The following is a 24,680-nucleotide window of genomic DNA, read 5'->3' on the forward strand; positions in this document are numbered from 1 at the left end:
CAAAGGGGTTTTTCTATGAAAAAGAAGCAGTGCACAATGCTGTCGCTTGTTACCATTACAGGATTAATACTCCAGCTGTTAACAGGACTCTCAAGCGGAACAGTAAAAGCAGCAGAAACTTCATCTAAGCAGGTTGTACTTGTTGGAAACCTGCAAACCGCTTTAGGAAATTCAGGTGATTGGGATCCATCTTCCACCATCACAAAAATGACCGACAAAGGAAATGGCCTCTATACCCTAACCGGTACATTACCAGCGGGTACATATGAGTACAAGATCGCCATCGGCGGCAGCTGGAATGAAAATTACGGAGAAGGCGGTACTCCAGGAGGGAACAATATGAAACTATCTCTCACTGAACAAAAAGAGGTAACCTTCTATTACAATGATAACACACACTCCATTGCCGACAGCAGCCATTACACTCCATTAACGGGAGACAAACAGCCTCGTATTGCCGGAACCATTCAGCCTGCCATTCAAGCCGGTTCAGCATGGAGCCCTGCCGATTCAACTGCATTGCTATCTGATGATCATTTTAACAATGTGTACTCTTTCACCACAAAAGTACCCAGAGGCAGCTATGAATATAAGATTGTTCTGGGCAAGGACTGGACGGAGTCTTATCCATCTTCTAATGAAAAACTAAATGTACTTGCGGATACAACGATCACATTTTTTTATAACCAGCAAACAAAAGAAGTTTATACAGATTACAGACCAGCTGGGTCTGATAGTTTAATTGATAAGGCTGCACTATATCATGATTCATGGGACAAAGTATACCGGACGCCTTTCGGGGCAGTACCTGCAGAACAACCTGTAACCCTGCGCGTGTCCGCTAAGAAAGGAGATTTGACAAGGGCCAATCTGTATGTAAAAAACTATAATACTGGCACATCAACTGTCATTTCTTTGAAGAATGCCGGCTGGACAGACACGACGGACAAAGGTCCGCTTGAGTTCTGGGAAGGCAAATTCACCCCTTCTGAAAAAGGCATCTACGGGTATAAATTTATTGTTGGCGATCAAGATGCTACAGCTGAATACGGTGAAGATACACAGGAGGGCCACACTGGAAAAGCAGAAGATAAAAATGCAGGACTATTCCAATTGACCGTTTACGACCCTGCCTATAAGACACCAGATTGGATGAAAGAAGCTGTTGTTTATCAAATCTTTCCGGATCGCTTTTATAATGGAAACAAAGCCAACGATCATGTGAAGGACCAAATTGGAGCACGTGGCAGCCAGCCAATCGAACATCCAGCTTCTTGGACCTCATTGCCGGATAATCCATATGAACAAGCTACTGGATCATATACGGGAGATGGAGAGTTTACCAACGACTTTTTTGGCGGTGATCTCGCCGGTATTAAAGCAAAGCTTGATTATCTGCAGTCTCTTGGCGTTAATACCTTGTATTTAAACCCAATCGCACTTGCACCATCCAACCATAAATACGATGCTGCCGATTATAAACAGGTCGATCCAATGTTTGGAACACAGAAAGAATTCGAGGATTTTGCAAAGGAATTATCCAAACGTCATATGCATCTTATTTTAGACGGGGTCTTTAACCATGTTTCCGACGATTCCATCTATTTTGACCGCTACCACAAATATAAAACCGTAGGTGCTTATGAATATTGGTCCCGTATTTATGACTTGATGAATCAAGAAAAATTGTCCGAAACAGCAGCCAAGGATAAGGCGAAGAAGCAATTGATTGCCGAAGGCCAAACCTTTAGTCCATACGGCTTTGAAAACTGGTTCGATATCAAAAATGAAAAGGTAGACAATGAAAAAGTCAACGGGGTTTCAACAGGTCAGCATTATAAATATGATGACTGGTGGGGATATGACAGTCTGCCTGTCTTTAAATCAGTGGATGGTACGAAAGTCAACCACCCTAGTGAGCTAAACAATACACAATTAGCGAATTATATTTTTTATGACAAGGATTCAGTAGCAAAAACGTGGATGGATCAAGGTTCCTCTGGCTGGCGGCTCGATGTAGCGAATGAAGTGGACAGCTCCTTCTGGCAGGAATTCCGTAAGCAAATGAAATCCAAGGCGATGATTGGAGCAGGAAAAACACTTCAAAAAGAGGAAGAGCCCCTTATTTTAGGTGAAATTTGGGATGATGCATCCAAGTATTTCTTGGGAGATCAATATGACTCTGTTATGAACTATCGTTTCCGCGGGGCCATCTTGGATTACTTAAAGAACGGGAATGCCGCTAATGCGGAGAACACCCTCCTCGCTGTACAAGAGGACTATCCAAAAGAAGCGTTTTATGCCCTTATGAACCTAATGGGATCACATGATACAGCTCGGGCCATTTTCCTGCTGGGCAATGGAACTGATACCTATTACCGGGCAGAACAAGACCCGAACTATAATTATAATGAAGGTGTTAAGCGACTAAAGCTGGCTTCCATCCTTCAAATGGGCTATCCAGGAGCACCGACCATTTATTATGGAGATGAAGCAGGCCAAACAGGATCAAAGGATCCAGACGACCGCAGGACCTATCCTTGGGGCAAGGAAGATAAATCCCTCATTGCCCATTATCAAAAAATTGGTCAAATCCGTAAAGAAAATGCCGACCTATTTGCTTATGGGGATTTACACCACATTTATGCAAAAGGCGATGTATTAGCCTATGTCCGGACCAAGGGAGCAAAATCAGGCCTTGTCATTATTAATAGAGGGGAAAACGCTCAAACGGTCGAGATAGATACAAAAGAACTGCTAGGGAATGGTCTTCGTTTTATTGATCAATTAGATAAGAAATATGAAGCTGCTGCAAAGGATGGTAAATTGAGCTTAACTGTCCCGGCTGAATCAGGTCGAATGCTAGTATCGGTTAATGAAGTCAAGAAGCCGGTTTCCGTAAAAGCTGTAACCGGAACAGCAGGTTCAAAAAAGGTGCTGTTAAACTGGTCAGGAACCAGTGCCAAATACAATGTTTATCAATCCACAGTATCTGGCGGTTTATGGACAAAAGTAAAAGAAACAACTGATCCATCTGTAACCATTTCTGATTTAAATAATGGCAGGACCTATTATTTTGCCGTTACGTCTGTAGATGAAAATGGCAATGAATCTATACCTGTTTCAACTTCCGGATTAGTCCCACACTACGATGCGGCCAAGAACAGCATCAAAGATCTGACTGTATTAGAAAACGGTGAACTGAATCTTGCTCAAGCCTCAAATGTAAAAGCAACTTTTTACTTGTCTGGCGCGACAGAAGCAGGAGCAGCTGAAGGAGTGACAGCTGAGCTTCAAGTAAGGCTAAAAGGCCAAACTACATGGCAATCCTCCCCTGCCCTATATAATGGCCAGACACAAGATGGCGTAGCAAACGAATTTCAAGGAAACTTCACGGCATATGAAGCGGGCACGTATGAATACCGGATGGCCTTTACGCCGGATCTAGGAACCACCTGGGTATACTCCACAACAGGAGAAGTAACCTATACGCATAGTACAGCTGATACAACCCCGCCAGCTAAACAAGTTGTATTGGATACACCAGTGAAAGAGTCTGGCCAGGTTAACTTAACCTGGAAACTATCGGAACCTGATCAGCCATATAAAACGCTTATCTACCGAGACGGCCAAGCACTTACTACCTTAAACGGAGATGTTACCACTTTCCGTGATTATCAGGTAGCAAATGGCACTGCTTATAAGTACCAAATCCGTGTCTTTGATCAGGCTGGTAATTATGTTGATTCAAACACCGTTAGTGTGACACCGGAAATTGTCATGGTTCAAGTGACATTTAAGGTGCATGCACCGGATTACACTCCGTTGTCCGCTCAAGTGAATTTACCGGGCAGCTTAAATGGCTGGAATACGGGCGCTTGGTCGATGAGCCGTAATGGTGCGGTTACACCGGATTGGGAATATACGATGGAATTAGAAGAAGGAACCGAGCTCACCTATAAATATGTAAAAAACAATTCTTGGGATCAGGAAGGTTTAACAGACCATACTCCAAACGATCCTTCGGATGACGATATTAGCTACTATGGTTATGGTGCACAAGGAACGGATATGAAGATTGTCGTCACCAATCAAGGCAACAACAAAATGGTTGTCCAAGATACCATTCTGCGCTGGATCGATATGCCATTAGTCGTGAGTCAAATCAGTGTGAATGGTTCAACGATGACTGTAACAGGAAATGCGATTAAAGGCGCAGACTTGACCATTAACGGAGAAAAAGTGGCCGTGGGCAAGGATATGAATTTCACACAATCCTTCACACTCCAAGCTGGTCAAACTTCTGTACCTGTTCACATCGAGCCTTCTACCGAAACAAAGTCGACGATTTTTAAAGGTGATGGCGGATCAATTAATAAAAATACTAAGAACTATTTGATTGATGTCTCAGGAAAAACCATAAGTGAAGTGAGAAATTAGGATAGAAAGAGGTCTGCCAGTTGCGGCAGACCTTTTTGCATGTATTTTATTGGTAAAAGATGAGGTCTTTTTACTCTAGTCTTATGGTTGATTAAATAGTAATCTTACAACTAGACTAGAATAAGAATTGGATTAATTACCCAAAATAAGATATCCATTTCTATTCTACACGATTTTTTGACATTACATATGGCGGAAGAAGGTATAATATGACTGAAAACATGGTACTGGTTAATATCGGGCTGTTACTGATTCGGCTCGTGATCGGGCTGACTTTTTTTGGACATGGCGCACAAAAGTTATTTGGCTGGTTTGGTGGTCCTGGTATAGCGGGTATGGGAAACTGGCTTGAAACACTCGGTCTTGAAAAAGGAGCCAAGGTTTGGGCGACCCTGGCAGGCTTATTCGAGCTGATAGGCGGATTACTTTTTGCCGCAGGTTTTCTTACTTGGATTGGTGCAATCATGATTGTCATCGTGATGATTGATGCTATTTTTACTGTTCATGGCAAAAATGGCTACTGGATGACCAACAATGGGTTTGAATATAATCTCGTTTTAATTGCTGCTGTTATTGGAGTAGCGCTAATTGGTCCTGGTGACTATGTGTTGTTTTTTAACCTTAAATGATTAAATTAAGGATAGCTTTCTATTCAGAAATTCGAAAAATAATCCTTACAATACTCCTATCAGATTTACTTGGTAGGAGTTATTAGCATTAGGCCATTAAAATGAGCCCTATTACCTTTTCATTTTGTAAAGGTATTTTGCAAAAACAGAAACGCTTTAATGTTAAACTTAAAAAGCTCGTTGAACAAACCAAACAAGACCGAAGACTAAGATTGCTGCCGAGGCTCCAGGGATAACCCATCTGATCGGTCTTAACGTTAATTGCCTAATCCACAAAATTAATGGGAAAGCTAAACAAACAATTAAAAGTTGGCCAATTTCAATCCCGATATTAAAAGATATTAATGATGTCGCCATATGACCGGTATCTAATCTCATTTCTGAAAGAATTCCCGCAAAACCAAATCCATGGATTAAACCAAATGCAAACGCAAGCCATGGCTGATGTTTCGAGTCCTGATTAAAAATATTTATAAGTGCCACATAAATAATGCTTAGAGCGATAGCCGATTCTACAAATCTACTAGGGAGATGAACAATATCGAATGTTGCCAAAGCCAAAGTGATACTATGTGCAATTGTAAAAGCAGTGACTAAAGACAGGATATGACGGATCGTTTTTGCCCCAATTAATAAGCTTATGACAAACATGATATGATCATAACCTGTGAAAATATGTTTTAATCCAAGACTTACAAACTGTTTAACATTTTGCAACGAGCTTATTTCTCCAATTTCTACTTCTCTTGATTCGAAAGTTAAAACCTTTTCTTGGTGTTTCCCGTCCATTTTAATGGTAGCAAAGTTCGCATGACTTGGGTCGGAATCATCCATAAACATATTATATTCGACCAGTAGTTTTTTAGGTTTATTCTCGATTTTATACTCCAAATTAATCACCGCAAACGGACGCTCCTTAATCATTTCTATATCCGTTTCTAACACTCTGCCCTCAACTAGCTCGCTGTCCACATAAAGCTTTATATGCGAATTTATATAATTTTGCAGGACCTTGTGATTAATGAATTCCTTTTCATTCGTCGCCTTATTTAGGGCATGCCCAAGCTCTTCTAAATCCAGTTTCAATTCATAATTCAGCGTTTTATCCTTGACATTAATAGTGGAAAAACCTTCACTGTTATTTGTATGTGCGTAAGCGGAATAGGGGCGTAGTGAAAATATTGCTAGAAGAATGAGCAATACAGGAACTAGTATTCTTTTCATTGTATCCACGTCCATTTCTTTGTTAATTTTCATGTCTCGACCTAGATAATGGAAAGACGAGGAGTATTTAGACCCCTCGTCTAGATTCTGTTCGTATCAATAACTATTTACTAGATTTGACGAAAATTGGGTTGGAGTAGAACCAAAGATCATTCCAAGGATTTTCCCCTTTTGGATCTGCTACTGGTTCTAATTGGTCCGTGTTAGTACCACGTAAACGAATATAGCTATCTTTGTCCACATCTTTTAAAGTGTAAGTAATCGTGATGTATTCACCGTCTTTTTTCCAGTCACTTTCTGTGAAACGCTTTACGACTTTTGTTGTAGGATTAGAAACAGTTGAGCGGTCTTCCACTTTTCCCTTAACTTCTCCCATGATTAAGTCAACACGTTGAACATTTGGTTTATCTCCATGAGAATTCGCAGCGTTTGGATCTTTGATGCGAACCGTAACTGTTACATCTGATTTCTTACTTGGAAGTGTAAGTGTTTCACCGATTGATGCTGTATTTCCTTTTGCCTTCGCATGTAATGGTGATTTGCCTCCTGCTTGTACTTTAACATCTAGTTCTGAGATAAGGTCACCCGTTGTAACAAATACATTACCCTTACGAAGGTTTTCCATTACATCTTCATAGTTTTTCTCTGCTTTTACATAGGTTTTAGAATATTCACCAGGCCAGAAGTCACTCCCTCCATCACGCCAGTTAACATGTGAATCCGAGGTAGCAGTAATCCACCAATGTCTTCCTTCACCTAACATCGAATCCCATAAACCACCAACGATAGCACTCATCTGATCGAAACCACCCATTGTTGGAGCGTTTACGTTTGAGTAACTACCACGAGATCCTTTAGGGTCAAGAGAGCCATCTGGATTAATAGCACTTGCTTGGTGACCAGGAGCACCTTCCATACCAATAGAGATATTTGGTGCTGTATCATTCCAATTACGGAACTCTTGCGGAGTATCTTGTCCCCATACACCAACACCTGTTGCTGAACGGGATGGATGATGTGCGATACTAATAGGAAGTTCGTCCATTTGTTTCATATAGTTAAGAGCTTCAATCATTTTTGATTCAGTGTTTCGGCTTGGGTCATTTGGATAAGCTTCACGAGAATTAAACTTGCTTTCCAGATCATAAAGCACTTGTGATTCATTTTCACCTTTTGGAATCATTAGCGTGCTATGATCAGCTCCTGGTGTGTCTAACTCCATTCCGTAAAATTGAAGAAGTTCAGGAACAGCTTCACGAGATTTTAATAGTTCAGGATAAGCTTGTTCTAAGTTAACCTTGGAATGGTTCGGACCCCCATGATCGGTTGTCATTATCCAATCAAGTCCATACTTCTTAGCATTTTCGGCATTTTTCACAATTGGATAAATGGCATCGCCGCCTCGTATGGCAGTAGGAGGGTTTGTAGAATTGTCCCAACCTACACTCCATTCACTATGTACATGGTGGTCACCTGCAAGCCATGATGTACCATTCTTTTTCACTTCTTCTTTTGACAGTGATTGTGCTTTAGCATTTTGATTACCGCCGTCATTAAAGATGGTTTGTGTTGTAAGTGCAGTTGTTGCAAGAACCGTTGTTGCGATTAAAGGTATAGCCTTCTTCTTAAAACGTGATTTCATTTTCCCCTAACCTCCCAATATGATTGAAGTAACTTCCATTGCTAACATCCTTTTAATAGATTGCTAGATTCATAACCCTAAGCCCCAACTATGACAACTTTAAATATTCCTAGTATTAACCTCTTATATTACCCCTCTCGCTATTTATTAAAATTAGATTAAAGATTTTAATCAAATTTTAATCTTTCTCATTCCCTAATATAAATCAGAATTGTTAATCTATTGTTAAGGCCAGGTAAAGATTTATTTAACATGAATAAAAATGAATAGCTTAGTAATCTATTAACGGTTACTCTGCTGAGAGTACCTCTTTGACCAATCAAGGGTTTATTTGAATTTGTTTTTTCTTACTTAAAGGTAGTGAGCAAATGTTAAATACAAAATATTTACAATTTTTTAACGATATCTTAGGAAGAAATCTCTTTGTTATCTAGTATGATAAAGGGAATTAGTTTTCGAGGAATCAAGGGGAAGAATTTGGATGTAGTGAGAATAAACAGTCAAATCATATTCTTAAAAAGGGCTGATATGATGAAAAAGACATTATTAATCATTTCTTCCGACCATACAGGACATGGACATAAAAGTATTACAGAATCTCTTTGTGAAAGAGTCAAAGCTCATAATGAAGTTAACATTCATGTAGTAGATGGGTTTTTGCTTGGTAAACAGTTACTCCTAAGGATTGGAAAATCCTATGGACCCATCACAAGAAATTCAGAACAGCTATGGAAGATGATTTGGAAGCTCTCAGCCTTAAGACCTTCTATAGTAGACAATTTAATTGAAACACATATAAGGGATAATTTTCTAAAATTACTGTCCGAAGTTAAACCAGATCTAATTTTATCCGTTCACCCTAATTTTAATGGCTCAATCTTGAATATTTTAGAAAAGCAAAATATAAATATCCCTTTCATCACTCTCATTGCCGATCTTGTAAACATTTATCCCCTGTGGGCTGATAAAAGGGCAAATTACATTATTAGCCCAACTTTTGAAGCCCAAAATAGGTGTATTGAATTTGGAATTCCTATTGAGAAAATTAAAGTTTCGGGATTTCCAGTCCGATCCCGATTTTTTCTGAAAAACTATAATCAACGAACTTTATATAGAAACGGACAATCTTTAAGCTGCTTGATTATGAGTGGTGGTGAAGGTGTAGGAAATATGAAGAAAATAGCAGAAAACCTGCTTGATCATTTTGATTGTACCGTTAAACTTGTAGCTGGAAAAAATAACAAACTTAAAACAAAGCTGGAAAGATCCCTTAAGGCCCAATATGGTAATCGAGTAGAAATTTATGGTTTCACCCAAAATATCCAGGATTTAATGCTCACTTCTGATATCGCTTTTACTAGGGGAAGTCCAAATGTCATGTTTGAAGCAATAGCTTCCAATACACCGCTAATCATTACGGGTGCATTACCAGGTCAGGAAGAGGATAATCCAGCATTTGCTGAAAATTTTGGTTTGGGAGTGGTATGTAAAAACCCAAAGGGAATAAAGCAGACGATAACCAAATTACTTGAAAATGATGGTGAAAAATTAAATAATATTATCAACTGTCAGAGAAAATTTATAAATGAAAATGCAGCTGATGACATTCTACAATTTATACTGAAAGTCGGAGAGCCTTATTATGAAGAAGCACAAGTTAAACTTTCCTAATTCCAAAACTTTTTTACTAAAAATGGGCTGACTCATAAGATCGTTGATTCACAACTTTTTGAGTCTGCTTTTCCTATTTCCTTACAAGAATATTAAAATTCTTGGGTTACAATGGTTAGTTTGTGTGCATCAATATATTCCTAAAAACAAACTCTGGTCTTTCCTCCGTAATTAAATGCCCTGTTTCTCCGTAGGTAATTAACCTGGCATCTGGCAAATCCCGAACTAACCGTTTGCCGACTTCCACTGGAACCACGCGATCTTCCTCTCCCCATAATAATAATGTTGGGACTTGTATATCCTTTAATTGTTGCGGCAATAAATCACCCTCACGGTGACGAATTAATCGGATTAAAGCTTTGTAAAATCCTTTTTCAGCCAGCGGCCTGCCAAATTCACGGATTAACTCATCATTGATAAAGGATTGATTAAAAAAAACGTTCCCCAAGTGATATTTGACATCTTTTCTTCCAATATAATAATGAATAGCTTTATCAAAGAATGGTAAATAGGAACTGCAAATGAGAAGTTTTTTTGCACGCTTTAAATAGCCTGAACTACTTAATAAAATTAGTTTGTTAATTTTCTCAGGAGCGATTCGCGCCATATTTAGAGCAATTTGACCGCCCATCGAATGGGCAACAATATAGATGTTAGTAAATCCAAAATGGTGGATACATTCAATCATCAACTTCGCATAGTTTTCAAAGCTATAAACAAATGAGGTGGATTTCTCACTTTTCCCAAAACCCGGGAGGTCAATCGCCAGTATTGAAAACTTGTCTTGTAATAAAGGGATGATACGACGAAACGTATAAGTAGAAGATGCGAAGCCGTGGATCAGAAGAATTGGTGGTTTATCATTTAATAAGTATTCACAGTACAAATTAATATTGTCTACTTTAATGTAGGTTTGCTTCAATCCATCGACACACAATATGTTCCACTCCTCAAGAATTTATCATATAGTATTTATTATTTATCAATTCGTTCATGAGGATGCAGAAAACATTTCACCCATAGGCAATTTCAGCAGGAAGAAATTTTTTTAAAGAACTACATAAACAATTTTTATTTAGGTTCTATTTTTATTTTCTTAGTTTGAAATCTATATTATTTTTCCATAATGGAATATGGGTAGAATCCGCCTTTGAAAAAAGTTCAGCATTCTTTGTACTGGTCTGGCGGTTCTCATCTAAATATCTATTTTTACGAGGTGATCGTATGAGTTTACAGCGCACGTTTATCATGGTAAAACCTGATGGGGTGAAACGCGGGTTAATCGGAGAAATTATCAATCGCTTTGAACAGAAAGGTTTTACCTTATTGAATGCAGAACTAATGAAAGTGGACCGTAGTAAAGCAGAGTATCATTATATGGAACATCAGGAAAAGCCGTTTTTCGGAGAATTAGTGGATTTCATTACTTCAGCTCCAGTTTTTGCCATGGTCTGGGAAGGAGAAAATATAATAGAAGTTTCTCGTCTCATGATTGGGAAGACAAGTCCATCGGAAGCAATGCCAGGCACCATTCGTGGTGATTTTGCCTTTTCCAAAGAAGAAAATGTAATCCATGGCTCCGATTCTCTCTTAAGTGCCGAACGAGAAATTGAGAATTTCTTTGGACTATTGAAAAAACGGATCTCACGAGATGATTTTCCATTCGAAGATCGACAATCTGTTTAAAAATTGCTTAGGTAAATCCCCTAGATATAATGCTAAGGGGATTTTATTTATTTGGTAATAAAAAGCGGTCTTATCCTAATTAATATAGAATAAAACCGCTTTAAGTTTTATTTATTTAGAATCAATTTATGCAGAATTTGTTGTACAAGTGAGTTATTCTCATGGAAGAAAATCTTCCCGCTGCGGCGTAAAAATGTCTAAAATGATGGAATTCTCTTCTAACGATTTAACACCATGCAGAGTATTGGAAGGAACGTAGATACTGTCTCCCTTTCCTACTTTTTGAACGCTGCCATCTAAATGAAATTCAAAACTTCCCTGAACAATATAACTGATTTGTTCATGGGAATGGGAATGGATGTCACCTACTGCCCCTTTTTTAAAGGTGACCTCGGTCATCATCATACTTCCGCCACGGCTTAACAGTTTTCTTTCCACACCCTCGCCTGCATGGACTGCTGCTGTATCTTCTCCTAAAACAAACATTTTCTTTCACTCCTCCGTATTTTTTATGCTTTCACTTAGAAAGACGAATATTTTTTTAGATAAAATTAATCTTATAAAAGTGGCGAGCAGAGATACCTCCAAACCACTTAATTCAATTAGCCTATTAAACCTTTTGAGATCAATATTATTTAATCAACCCTTGTCAATTTCAAGTAGTCGATTACAATCGAGCCTGGATTCGTTGCCATGAATCGAATCGGATAGGTACCTGATTGAGTGAAAGTTACCAAACCCAAATTGACTGGAGTAAACACATTAGCGGTTGTGCCAGTCTGGTTAACCGGTGATCCCTTTGCCTCCCCATTGACAAATGCCTGAACGGTTGCCCTTCCAGATGTATTGGTTTTATATTGATATGACACTTCATATGTGCCCGACGATGGTACCACTATATTGAATTCAATCCACTCCCCAACTGGCACAGTATTGGTTTGTAAATAAGAAATTCCATTTGTTGAAGAGTTTGTAACCGTAATACTAGGAAGGCTCTTGGCAACTGTATTTAGCTGCGACTCGCCTTCAACTAAAATCTCGAGCGGTACATTAATCGAATAATTTTTCTTTGTTTCCCCATCCTGTGCGGTGACAACGAGAATGTCCCCCGTTTTTAGCACGCCCGTATCCTTTGCCGCATGTGAAGCGTCGGTAACCATATAATTCTGGGGCGTCCCATCTGTTGACTCAACTTGATTAATGATGTTCGGGACTGTGGTCCCCAAGGATGCCGTAATCGAATATTCTTGTGTATCTAGCTTCGTTAGATTCTCGTGACCGTCCTTTTTTAATTGAATCAATGTATTATGCGGGTCCTGAATCCTTGGAGGATAGGCTTGTTTACTTGTTACAGTCACATTATTTAAGTCCTCAATTGGGGTAAGCTCATTCCCCCATGTATTCTTGTAGTACGCTGAATCCCTAACGGTTATGTTACTTGCATTTTTTAGCTGAATGACACTTTGATTGTTAGAGCCTTTTACCATTGTCAGCTGATCAAGGACAGCATTTTTCACATCATCTAACACAATGGCATAACGATCATCGTTTTTTTCAAAGTTTGTCGTTACATTTTTAAACGTAAGCCCGTCAACATGCCGTGCCCAGAATCCGTAGGACGGCTGTACGCCAAAATCACCCACGTTATATTTGCCTACACCTAACTCAGGAGGACTAACCTCTGAATCGGCAAGGCCGTTACCGCCTTTTACCAGAATATCAACGTTTTCAAAATTTACATTTTCAATATAACCAATGCTGCGTCCATCCGGCAGTGCTGGTCCACCATCCCCGACCTTATAACCTGCAATAATAGGGGTTGCTTTACTTTGATTGGTATATGGAACCCATCTCTTAGACGGATCGCCATACTGACTTCCTTGGTACACTTCTTCAATATTGATATCTTTAATATAGATATTTCTTACATGGCCAATATTGACATTGGTGCTTAACAGCTCATCACGCTGTACACCATTTTCCATAAATTTCATCCGTTCTGCCTGACCGCCAATTACACGACCACGATTGGAAATCGATAGGAAGAAAGGTGCCCGTGTCCTTCTCATTTGTGCTTCATGATGAATAGGACCGGTTTTACCAGAGTTCAAATAAATATTTTCAACTGTCCCGCCATCATTAGTAGAAATAGAGAATCCGGCTTTATTTCCTGCCAATACATATATATTGTCTACATAGGCATTTTTAATATCATCCGCTGTTTCACTGCCGATTTGGAATAGATTACAGTTGGTGTCACCGATGATATTCTGAACATAAAAATCAGTTGCAGGTCTTGTAAAACCTAGTGAAGAGTCACTGCCCAGCTTTACAATATCGTCGGATGTTCCCTTCGCGTAAATATTTTTAGCTGTTACAAAGCTGCTTTCCATGTAGTCAAAAACATCCCTTGCTTGACCGCCTTTTCCTTTATCATAGTAAAAATCGTGTGTATTGATATGATCTGTACCAGTTGCCAGCAAGGCAAAATGCCCGGCATTATCCACTTTGAGCATATTGCTGATGTCTTTTTGCTTGACTTCATTTTTTCCTTCCTTATCAATGCTTTTAATATAATAAGGCTCGTCAGTCGTTGGTGCATCTGTTTCTTCGTACCATAGATCAAGCCCATTATCCAATCCGCCAAATTCAAAGTTTGTACTTAGTTTTACTGTTACCATCTTATCGGTACGATGGTCTTGTTCGTTATTCATGACACTATCACCGTTTACGAGATTCCCATTTCCGGTGATTCGGCCATTACCAATAATTTTGACATTATCAATTCGTTCACCAAAAAACATACTGTTTCTAAAGTATGTGTGTCCAACATCCTGCTTCGTCATATAATTTTCAGGATCACGATATGGCCCACTATCCGTAGGGGAAGTACCCGAGCGATAGGCTTTATCCGAGAAATAAGCGGATTCAGGGGCATCACCGCCTCTAAGTGCTGCGATAGTAGCGTCTTTATTCACATATAAGTATACGTTGCTCAAAAGATGAACAGTTCTCACATTAAATGTACCATTTTCAAAGAACAGTGTACCACCGCCAATAGAGTTCAGATAGACAATCGCTTCGTTAATGGCTTGTGTGTCATCAGCCACCCCGTCCCCTTTTGCTCCATTTAGCTTGGCGTTGTATTTGCCTGTATACATTTTGGCAATATTGGACTGTCCATTATTTTCGCCGCCAGTGACGGCCAGTTTAAATTGATACTCTGTATTTGGGATAAGGTTTTTAACCTCGACTTCATTACGTTGCTTATCCACTTTAGCATTACTTTCAGCCCATGTTTTTCCCTTATCGGTAGATTGCAATAGTTTAATGAAGGCGGCATGCTTAGGAGCGGTCCAGTTCAATTTCGCCTTTGTATAAGTATCACTGCTTTCCTTATAAGTCAGGCTCTTATCTAAGACTCTATGAAAATCACTAATGGTTTTGACGACATCTAAACTTACCGAGCATGGTGGGCTTGTTAATTCCTCCGGCTCAGCGGTGATGTAAGAAGCCTCAAATCCATAGCTGCCTTTTTTTAAGGAAACCCCCTTAAAGGTGATTTGCAGATCGGCTCCATTAGCAGGTCTTAAATCGAGTCCCTTAAATTTAATAGTCTGGCTTCCGTCGTCATTGTTATCTATAGCGACAGTACCCACTTGTTTGAAACGGTATCCTTCCCCAACTCTTCCAACAGATTGAGTCGCAAGCCCTGAAAGCTTTACTTCACCTCTGCCTATTACGTTTACGGTGGTGTTATCCATCGTGGCATTGACACCTTTAGGCACTTTAAGGACAACTTCCGTATTGGGGCTTCTCATTCCTGCAAAAAAATTCAACACAACATCAGATTGTGTCTTTTCTGTTATTTCACTATCTTCTACCTGCAACTTGCCTCTTACTGCACCTTTTATTACTTTGATCTTATAGATGTGAGAATCAGTTCCGGCACTAACTGTTAAACTATCACCTTGTGCAATTGGGTCTGCCGATTGTTTGACTTTTCCATTGGCGTCTTTAACTACATAGGTTTGCGGTGTAGAAGTTTTAGAAGTAATTTGCTTTAGCAGTTCATCCACTGTATTAATAGTCAAAGTGGTGAGACCTTCACCTTCCGCAGTATCGACGTTATATATATAGGTGTTACCTGAAGTAATAGTGATAGTGTCGTTTGAGATAGCACTAATATTTACCCCCTGTTCGGATGGGATAATCGACAATCTATCGGGTACTTTATTGCCGTTGTAATCGTCTCCGCCATTCTCCTGCACCAGCGAGTTAGGAGCAGAAGCTTCTGCCTTTGGCATTAAGTTAGGACCAAATGCAGTTGAAACGATTGAAACCAAAATAATTAAAACAACTATGGCTAGAGACTCTTTTTTAACGTTTTTGACCATGATTTTACTCCTTTTCAACTCCAGAATGTTAAATATAGAAATGCAGTTCCTATCAGCGGTCTATTCCCCTCCCTCCAAAAAGTCTCGGGATGCATTGGAAACGTATACAATCATTCTATAGTAAATTTCACTTTGAAAATAATGGGTCCATTTTATGTTTTATATAAGTTTTTTTAGGTTAGTCAGCATGTTATAAAATGGACAAGGTCAATGTTAACTAGAGATTGACCTGTCCGGATAGCGGAAAAGCTAGGGAAAAGGCAGACATTCATTAACCTCTCTTACTCTCTTGAAAACATTTCCGAAATTCTGATGGAGTTTTCTTTTTGATTCTTTTAAATGTGTTGCTGAAATAGGACAAGTCGGCGTAACCAAGTCGATAAGCAATTTCATTTATTCGAAGGGAAGTGTAAGTTAGCAGCCGCTCTGCTTCGTCCATCTTCGACTGCAGCACAAAATCTAGAAATGTTTGATTCATTCGCTGTTTAAATAGTTGGCTTAAATAACTCGGATTTAAATGTACCTTGGCAGCCGCCTCCGTCAAGGTGACCTCCTCTGGTATCTTGTTCTTGATGAATTGAATAACTTGTTCAACCGGCGACATTTCCTGCGGATCCAACGCTGTTTGTTGAGGAGCAGGCTCTGTCAATTCTTGATTCTTTTGAAGCCACTTTTCTAAGCATTCTCCCATTTCCTGAACTTCTACCGGCTTTAGCAAATAATCAAATACACCTGCACGCAATGATTGCTGGAGATAGGAAAAATCATCGTGGCCGCTAATCATAATGACAGCTTGTTTTTGATTGGCCGATCGCAATTGCTTCAAGAACGTCATACCATCCATCACCGGCATCCGTATGTCCGTCATGATGAGATCGACATGATTGCGTTTCAGCCAGTCCAGCGCCTCTAAACCGTTACTGCATTCATGGTCTATCGTAACAGGCAGATCTGTCCGTTCTATGGTGCGTTTGATGGCGGTGCGAACCCATCTCTCATCGTCAACTAGTAAAATTTTTTGCATATGCCAGCCTCCTCACTCGTTACCGGGACCGATAACGGCAATTTTATGTCAACAGCGACCCCTTGTTCAAAACGGTTTTCAATGAAAATGCCATAGCCTTCTCCGAACAACAGGCGGATTCGCCTGTGCACATTGACGATCCCTATGTTCGGTCCACCCTCCATGACATCTTTTTGCTCTAAATTATTGTTAATCCTCTGAAGCGTTTGCTCGTTAATTCCCATTCCCGTATCTTGGATTCGCACTACGAAAGACTGGCCCTCAGGATCTATCATCGCAGAAATAGTGATCCTAATAATCCCATTGGCGGGTTCGGTACCGTGGATAATACTGTTTTCTACGATGGGTTGAACGACAAATTTTGAAATAAGTTGCTGCTTTGCCCAATCAGGAATATTCATTTCATAAACTAATCGTTCCTCAAGCCGATATTTTTGGATCCGCAAATAAATTTCTGCGTAGCGTAATTCCTCTTCGAGGGTAACGGTTTGCCCTTTATTATTCAAATTGTATCGAAGTAGACGAGCCATTGAAGAAGCAATTGATGAAATATCATCCAAAGAGTGTTCAAGCGCCATTCCACGAATAGTATCGAGAGTGTTGTACATAAAATGAGGATTAATTTGGGATTGCAGCGCTTTTAATTCGATTTCACGCTGCTTTAAGGCGAGCTCTGTTTCCCTGAGCTTGGAATAATAGATTTCTTCCATCAAACCCTTTAGCCTAGTAACCATAGTGTTAAAGCCATATACAAGCATACCAATTTCATCTTTGCTTTCGACTTGAATATGGCCATTGAAGTCTCCTGCTTCTACTTTTCTCATATAAAAATATAATCGTCTGACGGGTCTGACAATGCTATCTGCAAAGCCAAAACCAAATAAAGAGGCCACCGCCAAAGTAATCAAACCTGTAAATAGTATCGTCCGCTTGATGTACTCTGTTCCTTGAATCAATTCCTTATAAGGGATTGAAGTAACAAGCGTCCATCCAAGAAAGGAAGAGTGACTATAGGTTAGGAGATTTTTGGGACCGCGGGTTGTAACGAACGAATTACTGTTGCCAAACAAAATGCCTTTTAAATTCTCATATCTTGCTGATGTGCCCATTTTTGACAGGTTGGGATGGTAGACAAAATTCCCCTCTGAATCTATGATACTCAAATAACCCGAATGGCCGATATTGACTTTTTCAGCAATTTCCTGGAACCTTTTAAAATTAACATCCACGACAATCATTCCAATCGGCTTTAGTGTCTGCGGACTCACTAACCGTCTTGCAATACTGATGACCTGTTCATTATGATCGTCCCAATGCAGTGTCCGGGTGAATATTTTTGGCTCACTGTTATCTGGAATGGAAGCATACCAGTCCTCGTTGACCACTGGGTTTTCGAGATGTTGGTAATTTGTATCTATCGATTCAATCATATCGATGCCGTCCAGCACGACTGTGATATTGGAAATATCAGGCCGTGAATAAGCTGTGTTGCGCAGAACCTGTTGGACGGAATCGCGAATATCGCTGCGCTCGATTTCTTTAAGCGATTTCATTTTTAAATAGCTATTCATGCTTCGACTGTTAACCATTTTTAAAATGCTGATTTCGAAATCGTTTACATAATACTCAACATGAGTGGTTACCTGCTCAATAATTTGCCAACTATTCTGGCGTGCTTCATTCTCGAGGACAGCTGCCGACCGTTGATAGGATTTGATTCCGATAAAAACCATCGGAACGACAACAAGCAAAGTGGAATACACAAGAAACTTTGCAGCTAGGTTAATGTCTCGCAAAAAAATATGTCGAAAAATTCTATTTAAGGTATGGTTCGGGAAGATTCTCATTTTTAACCCTTTCTAAATTTTCATTCCGCATTACTATTAATTACTATAGGATACCATCATGGAAATAGTTTTTATATGGGTCAAATCTACGATGAAAGCGCTTATTTTTAATATTAAAGGATGGCAGTCTGTTATACAGTGTTCTTAAATAAAACTTTAAGTCTATTCTTATTTTTAGGACTAGATTGATACACTGACCTAACATCTGTGTCTAGGTACAAAAGAAAACGAGCATTTCTCTATCAAAAATGCTCGTTTCTTTTATTCAAGATCTACTTTTGATTGGCTGCAGGCAGGTCAACCCGTTTTACAATAATCGTATACGTTTTGGTTTCCCCTTTTTCTGGTGTTACTTCCAGTTGAATTGGATTATCCCCTATTTTCAATGAAATCGATTGTAATTCAGAACTAGGAATGCCATTAACCCTCACTCTAGCTGCTGCATCTGCAGTGACGGGGCTAATCTTTATTCTGTTTACATTCCGCTGTACATGACCGGTATAATCGGTTACATCTGCTTTAAAAGCTGGAGATAAGGTACCATCGCTAATCTCTAAACGACTCAAGTCAGCATTTGACTCTAAAGGAACTGCAGAGATCTGAACATCATCTATATTCATATAGCCAATGCTGGATCGGTCTAATTTGAATCTAAAAAGAAAATTAGGTTTATTGAAAGCATTCGGATCACTGATCGTAAATGTGAATGGATCATTACGATACGTATCAGTCAGAACTAAATGATCCTTATCACGGGTAAGCTCACCAGCTGTATTCCAGGTCTTTCCGTTATCAATAGACCATTCACCGAGCAATTTTAAGCCATTCGATTTACTTTGAGTTTTTGCGGCGAAAGTAATAGAAATATCCTTATATCCTCTTGTGCTCACATTCACCGTAGCAGTAGAACCATTTTTTGTATCCTTCAATAGTCTTAAAGCAGCAGGCATGGACCGGGTTTGTGTTGTATTTCCATCTTTTACATAGATTTGCGCTGGAGCTTTAAATGTGTCTTGTTCATAATACCCTTGATACCAAGTCAACGGTTTAATGTCAGATGCTGATTGCGGGAGTTTCTCCATGACATCGAATAAACTAACACTGCTGTCCTTTGCTAATATTTCATCGATTCTTGGGTCGGCCCTAAATTCAGTGAAGCTAGACTGTTCGATCAAACTAGGAAACTTTTTATCAGATTCCACTACCTTGACTGTATACTCTCTTTTCGAACCATTAGGAGACTCTACGCTATACGTAACAGGGACCGTAAAATCATTAGGAGTTTTACCGCTCTCTTGTACGGTCTTTGCAACTTTTACACGCTTGCCCGTTGTTTTAAACGATGCGACTAATCCACTTCGGTCGGTCCCCTTTGGCACTGTCACAACAATTTCGTCATGGGAGATGTTCCCAATCACCGGGGTGTACAATCCCTTAAAGGAAAAAGCTACAAATTCTTTGCGTGGATTGCCTCCAACGTGACTTGGAGCAACTAAATTTGCCCGATGTGTCTCTACTTGATCCTTTAACATAAAATCGGATGCGCTCCAGAATGAATCTTCTCCGAATTTTGCTGCGGCGTCGCGTAAATAGATGGAGAAAATCGTTTCATCTTGTTGAGCCTCAAGCTCATCATACGGCCAATCCGTGAAATCGACTACATACGGGGTAATAAAATCATATGCTTTTCGAATACTTCCTCCAGCATTCCAAACATCGACCCCTACTTGATCTCCCATAACCGCCAACATGGTAAATGGAATTAAATTATAGGTGAAATAATGGAATGGTCTTGTTCTCCGCAACTCTTCAGGCATAGTCCCATCGCTGGTAATTTGAGACGAAAGCCGCGGGATCGACGTTTCTTCTAAATATTTTTTGGCTTTACTTTTAGCTCCTAAATAAAGATTATAAGCTGTATATTGGGCATCATACCATGTACCATGATTATTGATAGAGTTTTTCTCATCCTGAGCCATTGAATTTGTTTCAAGCCATGCTGTATACTCTGCTAACCAACGCTTGAACTCGGTTGTATCGTCCATCGTCCAGTGACTGGAATGGGAAATGAGCTCAATTGAGTCAATGATATCTAGTAATTTATCGGATTCCAAAACTCCTTCCTTACGCCCGTCCGTGAGTCCTGGGACACCTTGAGCATATCTCATGTTCGGATTCATCTTTGTTTCTGGATTTATAAACCAAGTTTTTAGCAGTAATGCAGCATGTTCTGCATACTCTTGCTTATCTGTTAAAAAATAAGCCAGTGATAGCGAAGAAACGGCATCCCTTAAATCGATAAAACTCTGCTTGTCATATTTTTCCGTATAACCTTCAGGGTTAAATTGACCGTCCTTGTTAATATATGGCATTCCATCCGTTTCAGGTTTTGTCGGGTCAGGCCACCAGTAAGGACCAATACTCCAATAATCATGAATACTAGCATTTGGCGCTGCCTTCGGTTTGTACGTGACCGAATAAGGACCCTTATTTAAGGCTGTGCCGGCCTCTTCTAGTAATTTATTCACTGCGCCGGCATACTCCTTGCTGCCGTTTGTTAAAGTTTCTTTCACCTTCACAAGCTGTTCTGCATTGATTAGAATCGTGTTCAGCCTTTGAGTTGGGGTCAGCGATAAAATGACCTCCTTACTTACGATTCCCTCCTTTGATACCGTTTGAATTGCAAACGTATACTCCATATCATTGGTTAAAGCATCAATTGTAATAGAGCCAACACCCTTATCTACTAACCTAGTTAATGGGTGAGGATTAGAGGGCTCGGAAATATCCGTTACAATCACATGATCAAAATCTACATAGTTACTATTTTGTACCGGGTCTTTCCATTGAATCGTCCCTTTTTCGTTTCCACTTACTACAAATGCATTCGTAACTGGAGCAGTTTCGGGTGTAATTGCGTTGTCAGCTGCCTTGGCACTGTGCGTATTATGACCTGTTTGAAACAATGAAGTAATCACTAGAATAATAGTAACTATGCTGATTATTCTCCGAATATCCTTTATTTTCAACATGGATTCCTCCTGGTATTTATAGATTCAACTACTCTACGTAATCCAAAATATAAAAATAAAAGACTACGTAATCAATGTTAAATTACGTAGTCCGTCTAGTTGGCCAAAGTGTAATTATCTTAATTTGTCAATTTCATCAAGGATATCTTTATACTCACTGCGATATTTCTCAATAACTGGTTTTACCTTTTCCTGCCAAGGTTTTAAATTTTTCACTTCCGTTACGGTTACACCGGCAGCTTTTACTTTTTCTTCCGATTGTTTTTCAAATTTAGCCCATTCCTCACGTTCTGTCTTTACAGACTCTACGGCAGCATCTTGAATAATCTTTTTGTCTTTTTCACTCATTTTATCCCAAATCGAATTACTCATCATCAACACTTCCGGTACACGCTGGTGACCGTCCAAAATGAAATTTTTCGCAACCTGATAATGGTTGGAGGAGTCATAGCTAGGGTAGTTGTTCTCAGCACCATCAATAACGCCTGTCTGAAGGGAACTGAAGACTTCGCCGTATGCCATCGGGCTGGCATTGGCACCAAGAGCTTCCATTAAATCAATATTAATTTTGTTCTGGATGACACGAATTTTTAAGCCTTTGAGGTCTTCCACTTTCTTAACTGGTTTTTTTGTATAGAAGCTGCGCGCCCCTGAGTCATAATAGGCCAAGCCTTTCAATTTTGAAGATTCGAGGCCGTCTAATAACTCTTGCCCTTTTTTGCTTTCCAGGAACTTCCATTCATGTTCTTCATTATCAAAGATGTATGGAAGGCTAAATACACCTAAATCTTTGCTAAATTCGGCAAGTGGCCCTGAGCTCACACGAGTAAATTCAATCGCACCTAGTTGCACCTGTTCAATAACTGCTTTCTCTTCACCAAGCTGGGAGTTCGGGAATACATCGATCTTAATCCGTCCATTTGATTTTTCACTAACAATTTCAGCGAATTTCTTATCTCCCAAAACCGTTGGATAGTTATCCGGGTGAGTATCAGCGAGTCGGAAGGTGTACTTTTTGGCTTCTGACTTCGTCCCGCCTCCACTGCTTGATGTTTCAGAGCTTCCGCAACCAGCTAACAGCAAACTAGCGGAAAGAGTTGTACCTAACAAAACAGCCATCGACTTTTTACTAAAAAATCTCATCGTTTACCTCTCCTTTATAAAGCGAATAATTTAACAGATTCATTGTTAATGGTTCATTAAACCAGGCAGCCACATTGATAGTGATGGAATAAAGGTTAAAAGTATTAATACGGCAAGGAGAACCAAACCGAAAGGTGCCATTGCTTTTGTCCCTTGTCCAATTGATACCTTACCTATTGCACAGCCTATGAACAAGACGGTTCCAACTGGCGGGGTCAAGAGACCAATTCCAAGGTTAAGCATCATGACAATACCAAAATGAACAGGATCCATTCCCAGAGATGTCACAACAGGAAGCAGAATCGGTGTCATGATTAAGATTAAAGGTGCCATATCCATCGGAGAACCTAGTATTAACAGTAAAAGAATGATAATTAGCATAACAATCGTAGGATTGTCAGAAATCTGTAATAAAGCATTCGTAAAAAGCGCAGGAATTTTCAAATAGGCCAGTACCCAGCCAAAGGCGTTTGATGCCGCGATCAAGAACAACACCATAGAAACCGTCCGCAGTGTTCGTTTAATAATCGTCCACATCCGGCTGATTGGTATTTCACGAAAAACGAAAAAGGTAACAATAAATGCATATAAACAAGCGATGGCACCGGATTCTGATGCGGTAAACCAACCAGAGAAAATCCCGCCAAGTATGATAATGACTGGCATAATCGCAAGGATTCCGTCGATTAAAATTTTAGGAATGTCTTTACGTTCAACCACGTAGGTTTGTGTAAACCCTTTTTTAATTGCCATGAAATAGCTGGCAATCATTAGGCAAATACAAAGGATAATCCCTGGAACAACACCGGCTAGAAACAGTGCAGAAATGGAAGTTCCACCTGCTGCAAGGGAATAGAGAATTAAATTATGGCTTGGGGGAACAACAACGCCTTGGATTGCGGCTGATGTAGTCAAGCCAACCGCAAAATCGGTGCTATATCCTTTTTTCTTCATCATCGGGATCATAATCGATCCTATCGAAGATACGTCAGCGGCTGCAGAACCGGATATATTCCCAAAAAATAAACAGGCTACACAGTTAACCATTGCCAGTCCGCCACGGATTCGGCCGACAATTAGTAATGAGAAATTAATAAGTCGTAAGGCAAGTCCGCCTTCTCCCATGATTTGTCCTGCAAGTATAAAAAACGGAATGGTTAGCAAGGCATAAGAGTTAACTCCTTGAATCATCCTTTGACCAATTACTTCTAGAGGAACATTCAAATACATAAGCGTAAATATCGTTGACCCCGCCAAGCAAAGTGCTACAGGAAAACGCAGAATCAGCATGGCTATAAAACTAATTAGTAATATCAGGATTGCGACTGTAGTCGATTCCATCTTAATGACCTCCTTCCTCTATATCTTGATGACGTTTTGTTTCGACCCCTAGTAGCTGCAGTAGTGAATATAAACTAATCATTATTCCCGATACTGGCATGACTGCGTAAAACATGCTGTTCGACATGTGCGTGGCTGGAAGCGTGGAGTCGCTCATAAGAACTGTAAAATCCCAACCATACTTAATTAAGTAAATACCGAATGCGAGACCCCCAAAATCAACTAATCTATCAATCCAAGTAATCACATGTTTCGGCCATTTTGCCGTAAACGAGTCAATCGCCAAATGCAGTTTTTCCCGAAACCCAATGGCGATCCCCATAAACGAGAACCAGATGAGCAGTACCATGGTAACCTCTTCTGACCAGAATATGACGAAATTGAACAGCTTCCTGGTTATGACTTGAACAGTTACAATGATAATCATCGTTAATAAGGAAATTTGGGCGATATTTTCAAAAAAGCTATCAATGAGTAAGGCAGCTTTTTTTATTGTTTTCATTGATTCATCTCACCTCCTCTGGATTGAAAGTGCTTTCATCCTTTGATATTCTTATTGTAATGAATTTTCTAAATTTTAAAAACAGGCCTCATTTTAGGGTTT

General features: G+C 39.7%; 15 protein-coding genes. 4 read left to right on the forward strand and 11 right to left on the reverse strand.

The window, feature by feature from the left end; all coding sequences use genetic code 11:
• Positions 1-15: 15 nt before the first annotated feature.
• Entirely contained in the window at positions 16-4,440 is a 4,425-nt protein-coding gene (locus ACZ9EE_RS05705) for a pullulanase X25 domain-containing protein (RefSeq protein WP_476025697.1), read from the forward strand.
• A gap of 227 nt (positions 4,441-4,667) precedes the next feature.
• Positions 4,668-5,069, forward strand: a complete 402-nt coding sequence (locus tag ACZ9EE_RS05710; protein WP_476032865.1) for a DoxX family protein — start codon at positions 4,668-4,670, stop codon at positions 5,067-5,069.
• A 168-nt stretch (positions 5,070-5,237) separates the two neighbouring features.
• Here the strand turns inward: ACZ9EE_RS05710 and ACZ9EE_RS05715 are convergent, their stop codons facing one another.
• Both ACZ9EE_RS05715 and ACZ9EE_RS05720 read right to left on the reverse strand, forming a co-directional pair.
• Positions 5,238-6,293 (reverse strand): HupE/UreJ family protein, encoded by a 1,056-nt coding sequence (locus tag ACZ9EE_RS05715; protein ID WP_476025698.1) that lies wholly within the window; start codon positions 6,291-6,293, stop codon positions 5,238-5,240.
• A gap of 103 nt (positions 6,294-6,396) precedes the next feature.
• A complete protein-coding gene (locus ACZ9EE_RS05720; protein ID WP_476025699.1) occupies positions 6,397-7,935 on the reverse strand; it encodes a CehA/McbA family metallohydrolase domain-containing protein in 1,539 nt (512 codons plus the stop codon).
• A 528-nt stretch (positions 7,936-8,463) separates the two neighbouring features.
• Here ACZ9EE_RS05720 and ACZ9EE_RS05725 point away from each other — a divergent pair.
• Complete coding sequence (locus ACZ9EE_RS05725; RefSeq protein ID WP_476025700.1) at positions 8,464-9,606, forward strand: MGDG synthase family glycosyltransferase; 1,143 nt, start codon at positions 8,464-8,466, stop codon at positions 9,604-9,606.
• Between the two features lie 115 nt (positions 9,607-9,721).
• On the opposite strand, the gene ACZ9EE_RS05730 is transcribed toward ACZ9EE_RS05725, so the two are convergent.
• Entirely contained in the window at positions 9,722-10,528 is an 807-nt protein-coding gene (locus ACZ9EE_RS05730; RefSeq protein ID WP_476025701.1) for an alpha/beta fold hydrolase, read from the reverse strand.
• 302 nt (positions 10,529-10,830) lie between these two features.
• On the opposite strand from ACZ9EE_RS05730, the gene ndk reads away from it, so the two are divergent.
• On the forward strand, positions 10,831-11,292 hold the full coding sequence (gene ndk / locus ACZ9EE_RS05735) for a nucleoside-diphosphate kinase (RefSeq protein WP_476025702.1): 462 nt from the start codon (positions 10,831-10,833) through the stop codon (positions 11,290-11,292).
• A gap of 159 nt (positions 11,293-11,451) precedes the next feature.
• Here ndk and ACZ9EE_RS05740 read toward each other — a convergent pair whose 3' ends face one another.
• From ACZ9EE_RS05740 to ACZ9EE_RS05775, 8 genes are all read right to left on the reverse strand, one after another.
• On the reverse strand, positions 11,452-11,778 hold the full coding sequence (locus ACZ9EE_RS05740; RefSeq protein ID WP_476025703.1) for a cupin domain-containing protein: 327 nt from the start codon (positions 11,776-11,778) through the stop codon (positions 11,452-11,454).
• A gap of 149 nt (positions 11,779-11,927) precedes the next feature.
• Positions 11,928-15,689: a hypothetical protein gene (locus tag ACZ9EE_RS05745; RefSeq protein WP_476025704.1), complete on the reverse strand. Its 3,762-nt coding sequence runs from the start codon at positions 15,687-15,689 to the stop codon at positions 11,928-11,930.
• A gap of 271 nt (positions 15,690-15,960) precedes the next feature.
• Positions 15,961-16,713 carry a response regulator transcription factor gene (locus ACZ9EE_RS05750; protein WP_476025705.1) on the reverse strand — a complete coding sequence of 251 codons (753 nt, stop codon included), beginning with the start codon at positions 16,711-16,713 and terminating at the stop codon, positions 15,961-15,963.
• Positions 16,695-18,509 (reverse strand): sensor histidine kinase, encoded by a 1,815-nt coding sequence (locus tag ACZ9EE_RS05755; RefSeq protein ID WP_476025706.1) that lies wholly within the window; start codon positions 18,507-18,509, stop codon positions 16,695-16,697. Before ACZ9EE_RS05755 ends, ACZ9EE_RS05750 begins: the two co-directional genes overlap by 19 nt.
• Before the next feature lie 323 nt (positions 18,510-18,832).
• Positions 18,833-21,592, reverse strand: a complete 2,760-nt coding sequence (locus ACZ9EE_RS05760; protein ID WP_476025707.1) for an alginate lyase family protein — start codon at positions 21,590-21,592, stop codon at positions 18,833-18,835.
• 114 nt (positions 21,593-21,706) lie between these two features.
• Positions 21,707-22,735, reverse strand: a complete 1,029-nt coding sequence (locus tag ACZ9EE_RS05765; protein WP_476025708.1) for a TRAP transporter substrate-binding protein — start codon at positions 22,733-22,735, stop codon at positions 21,707-21,709.
• A gap of 45 nt (positions 22,736-22,780) precedes the next feature.
• The gene (locus ACZ9EE_RS05770) at positions 22,781-24,076 is read right to left on the reverse strand and encodes a TRAP transporter large permease (protein ID WP_476025709.1); all 1,296 of its coding nucleotides are present in this window, start codon (positions 24,074-24,076) and stop codon (positions 22,781-22,783) included.
• A 1-nt stretch (position 24,077) separates the two neighbouring features.
• Positions 24,078-24,578 carry a TRAP transporter small permease gene (locus ACZ9EE_RS05775; RefSeq protein ID WP_476025710.1) on the reverse strand — a complete coding sequence of 167 codons (501 nt, stop codon included), beginning with the start codon at positions 24,576-24,578 and terminating at the stop codon, positions 24,078-24,080.
• Positions 24,579-24,680: the final 102 nt, after the last annotated feature.

Source organism: Bacillus sp. URHA0034, from assembly GCF_056280405.1.

What these genes read in the sequence shown, in the direction of transcription:
- ACZ9EE_RS05705 (WP_476025697.1), top strand. Translation starts at nt 16, where the DNA reads ATGAAAAAGAAGCAGTGCACAATGCTGTCGCTTGTTACCATTACAGGA.
- ACZ9EE_RS05715 (WP_476025698.1), bottom strand. Translation starts at nt 6,293, where the DNA reads ATGAAAAGAATACTAGTTCCTGTATTGCTCATTCTTCTAGCAATATTT.
- ACZ9EE_RS05720 (WP_476025699.1), bottom strand. Translation starts at nt 7,935, where the DNA reads ATGAAATCACGTTTTAAGAAGAAGGCTATACCTTTAATCGCAACAACG.
- ACZ9EE_RS05725 (WP_476025700.1), top strand. Translation starts at nt 8,464, where the DNA reads ATGATGAAAAAGACATTATTAATCATTTCTTCCGACCATACAGGACAT.
- ndk (WP_476025702.1), top strand. Translation starts at nt 10,831, where the DNA reads ATGAGTTTACAGCGCACGTTTATCATGGTAAAACCTGATGGGGTGAAA.
- ACZ9EE_RS05740 (WP_476025703.1), bottom strand. Translation starts at nt 11,778, where the DNA reads ATGTTTGTTTTAGGAGAAGATACAGCAGCAGTCCATGCAGGCGAGGGT.
- ACZ9EE_RS05745 (WP_476025704.1), bottom strand. Translation starts at nt 15,689, where the DNA reads ATGGTCAAAAACGTTAAAAAAGAGTCTCTAGCCATAGTTGTTTTAATT.
- ACZ9EE_RS05750 (WP_476025705.1), bottom strand. Translation starts at nt 16,713, where the DNA reads ATGCAAAAAATTTTACTAGTTGACGATGAGAGATGGGTTCGCACCGCC.
- ACZ9EE_RS05760 (WP_476025707.1), bottom strand. Translation starts at nt 21,592, where the DNA reads ATGTTGAAAATAAAGGATATTCGGAGAATAATCAGCATAGTTACTATT.
- ACZ9EE_RS05765 (WP_476025708.1), bottom strand. Translation starts at nt 22,735, where the DNA reads ATGAGATTTTTTAGTAAAAAGTCGATGGCTGTTTTGTTAGGTACAACT.
- ACZ9EE_RS05770 (WP_476025709.1), bottom strand. Translation starts at nt 24,076, where the DNA reads ATGGAATCGACTACAGTCGCAATCCTGATATTACTAATTAGTTTTATA.
- ACZ9EE_RS05775 (WP_476025710.1), bottom strand. Translation starts at nt 24,578, where the DNA reads ATGAAAACAATAAAAAAAGCTGCCTTACTCATTGATAGCTTTTTTGAA.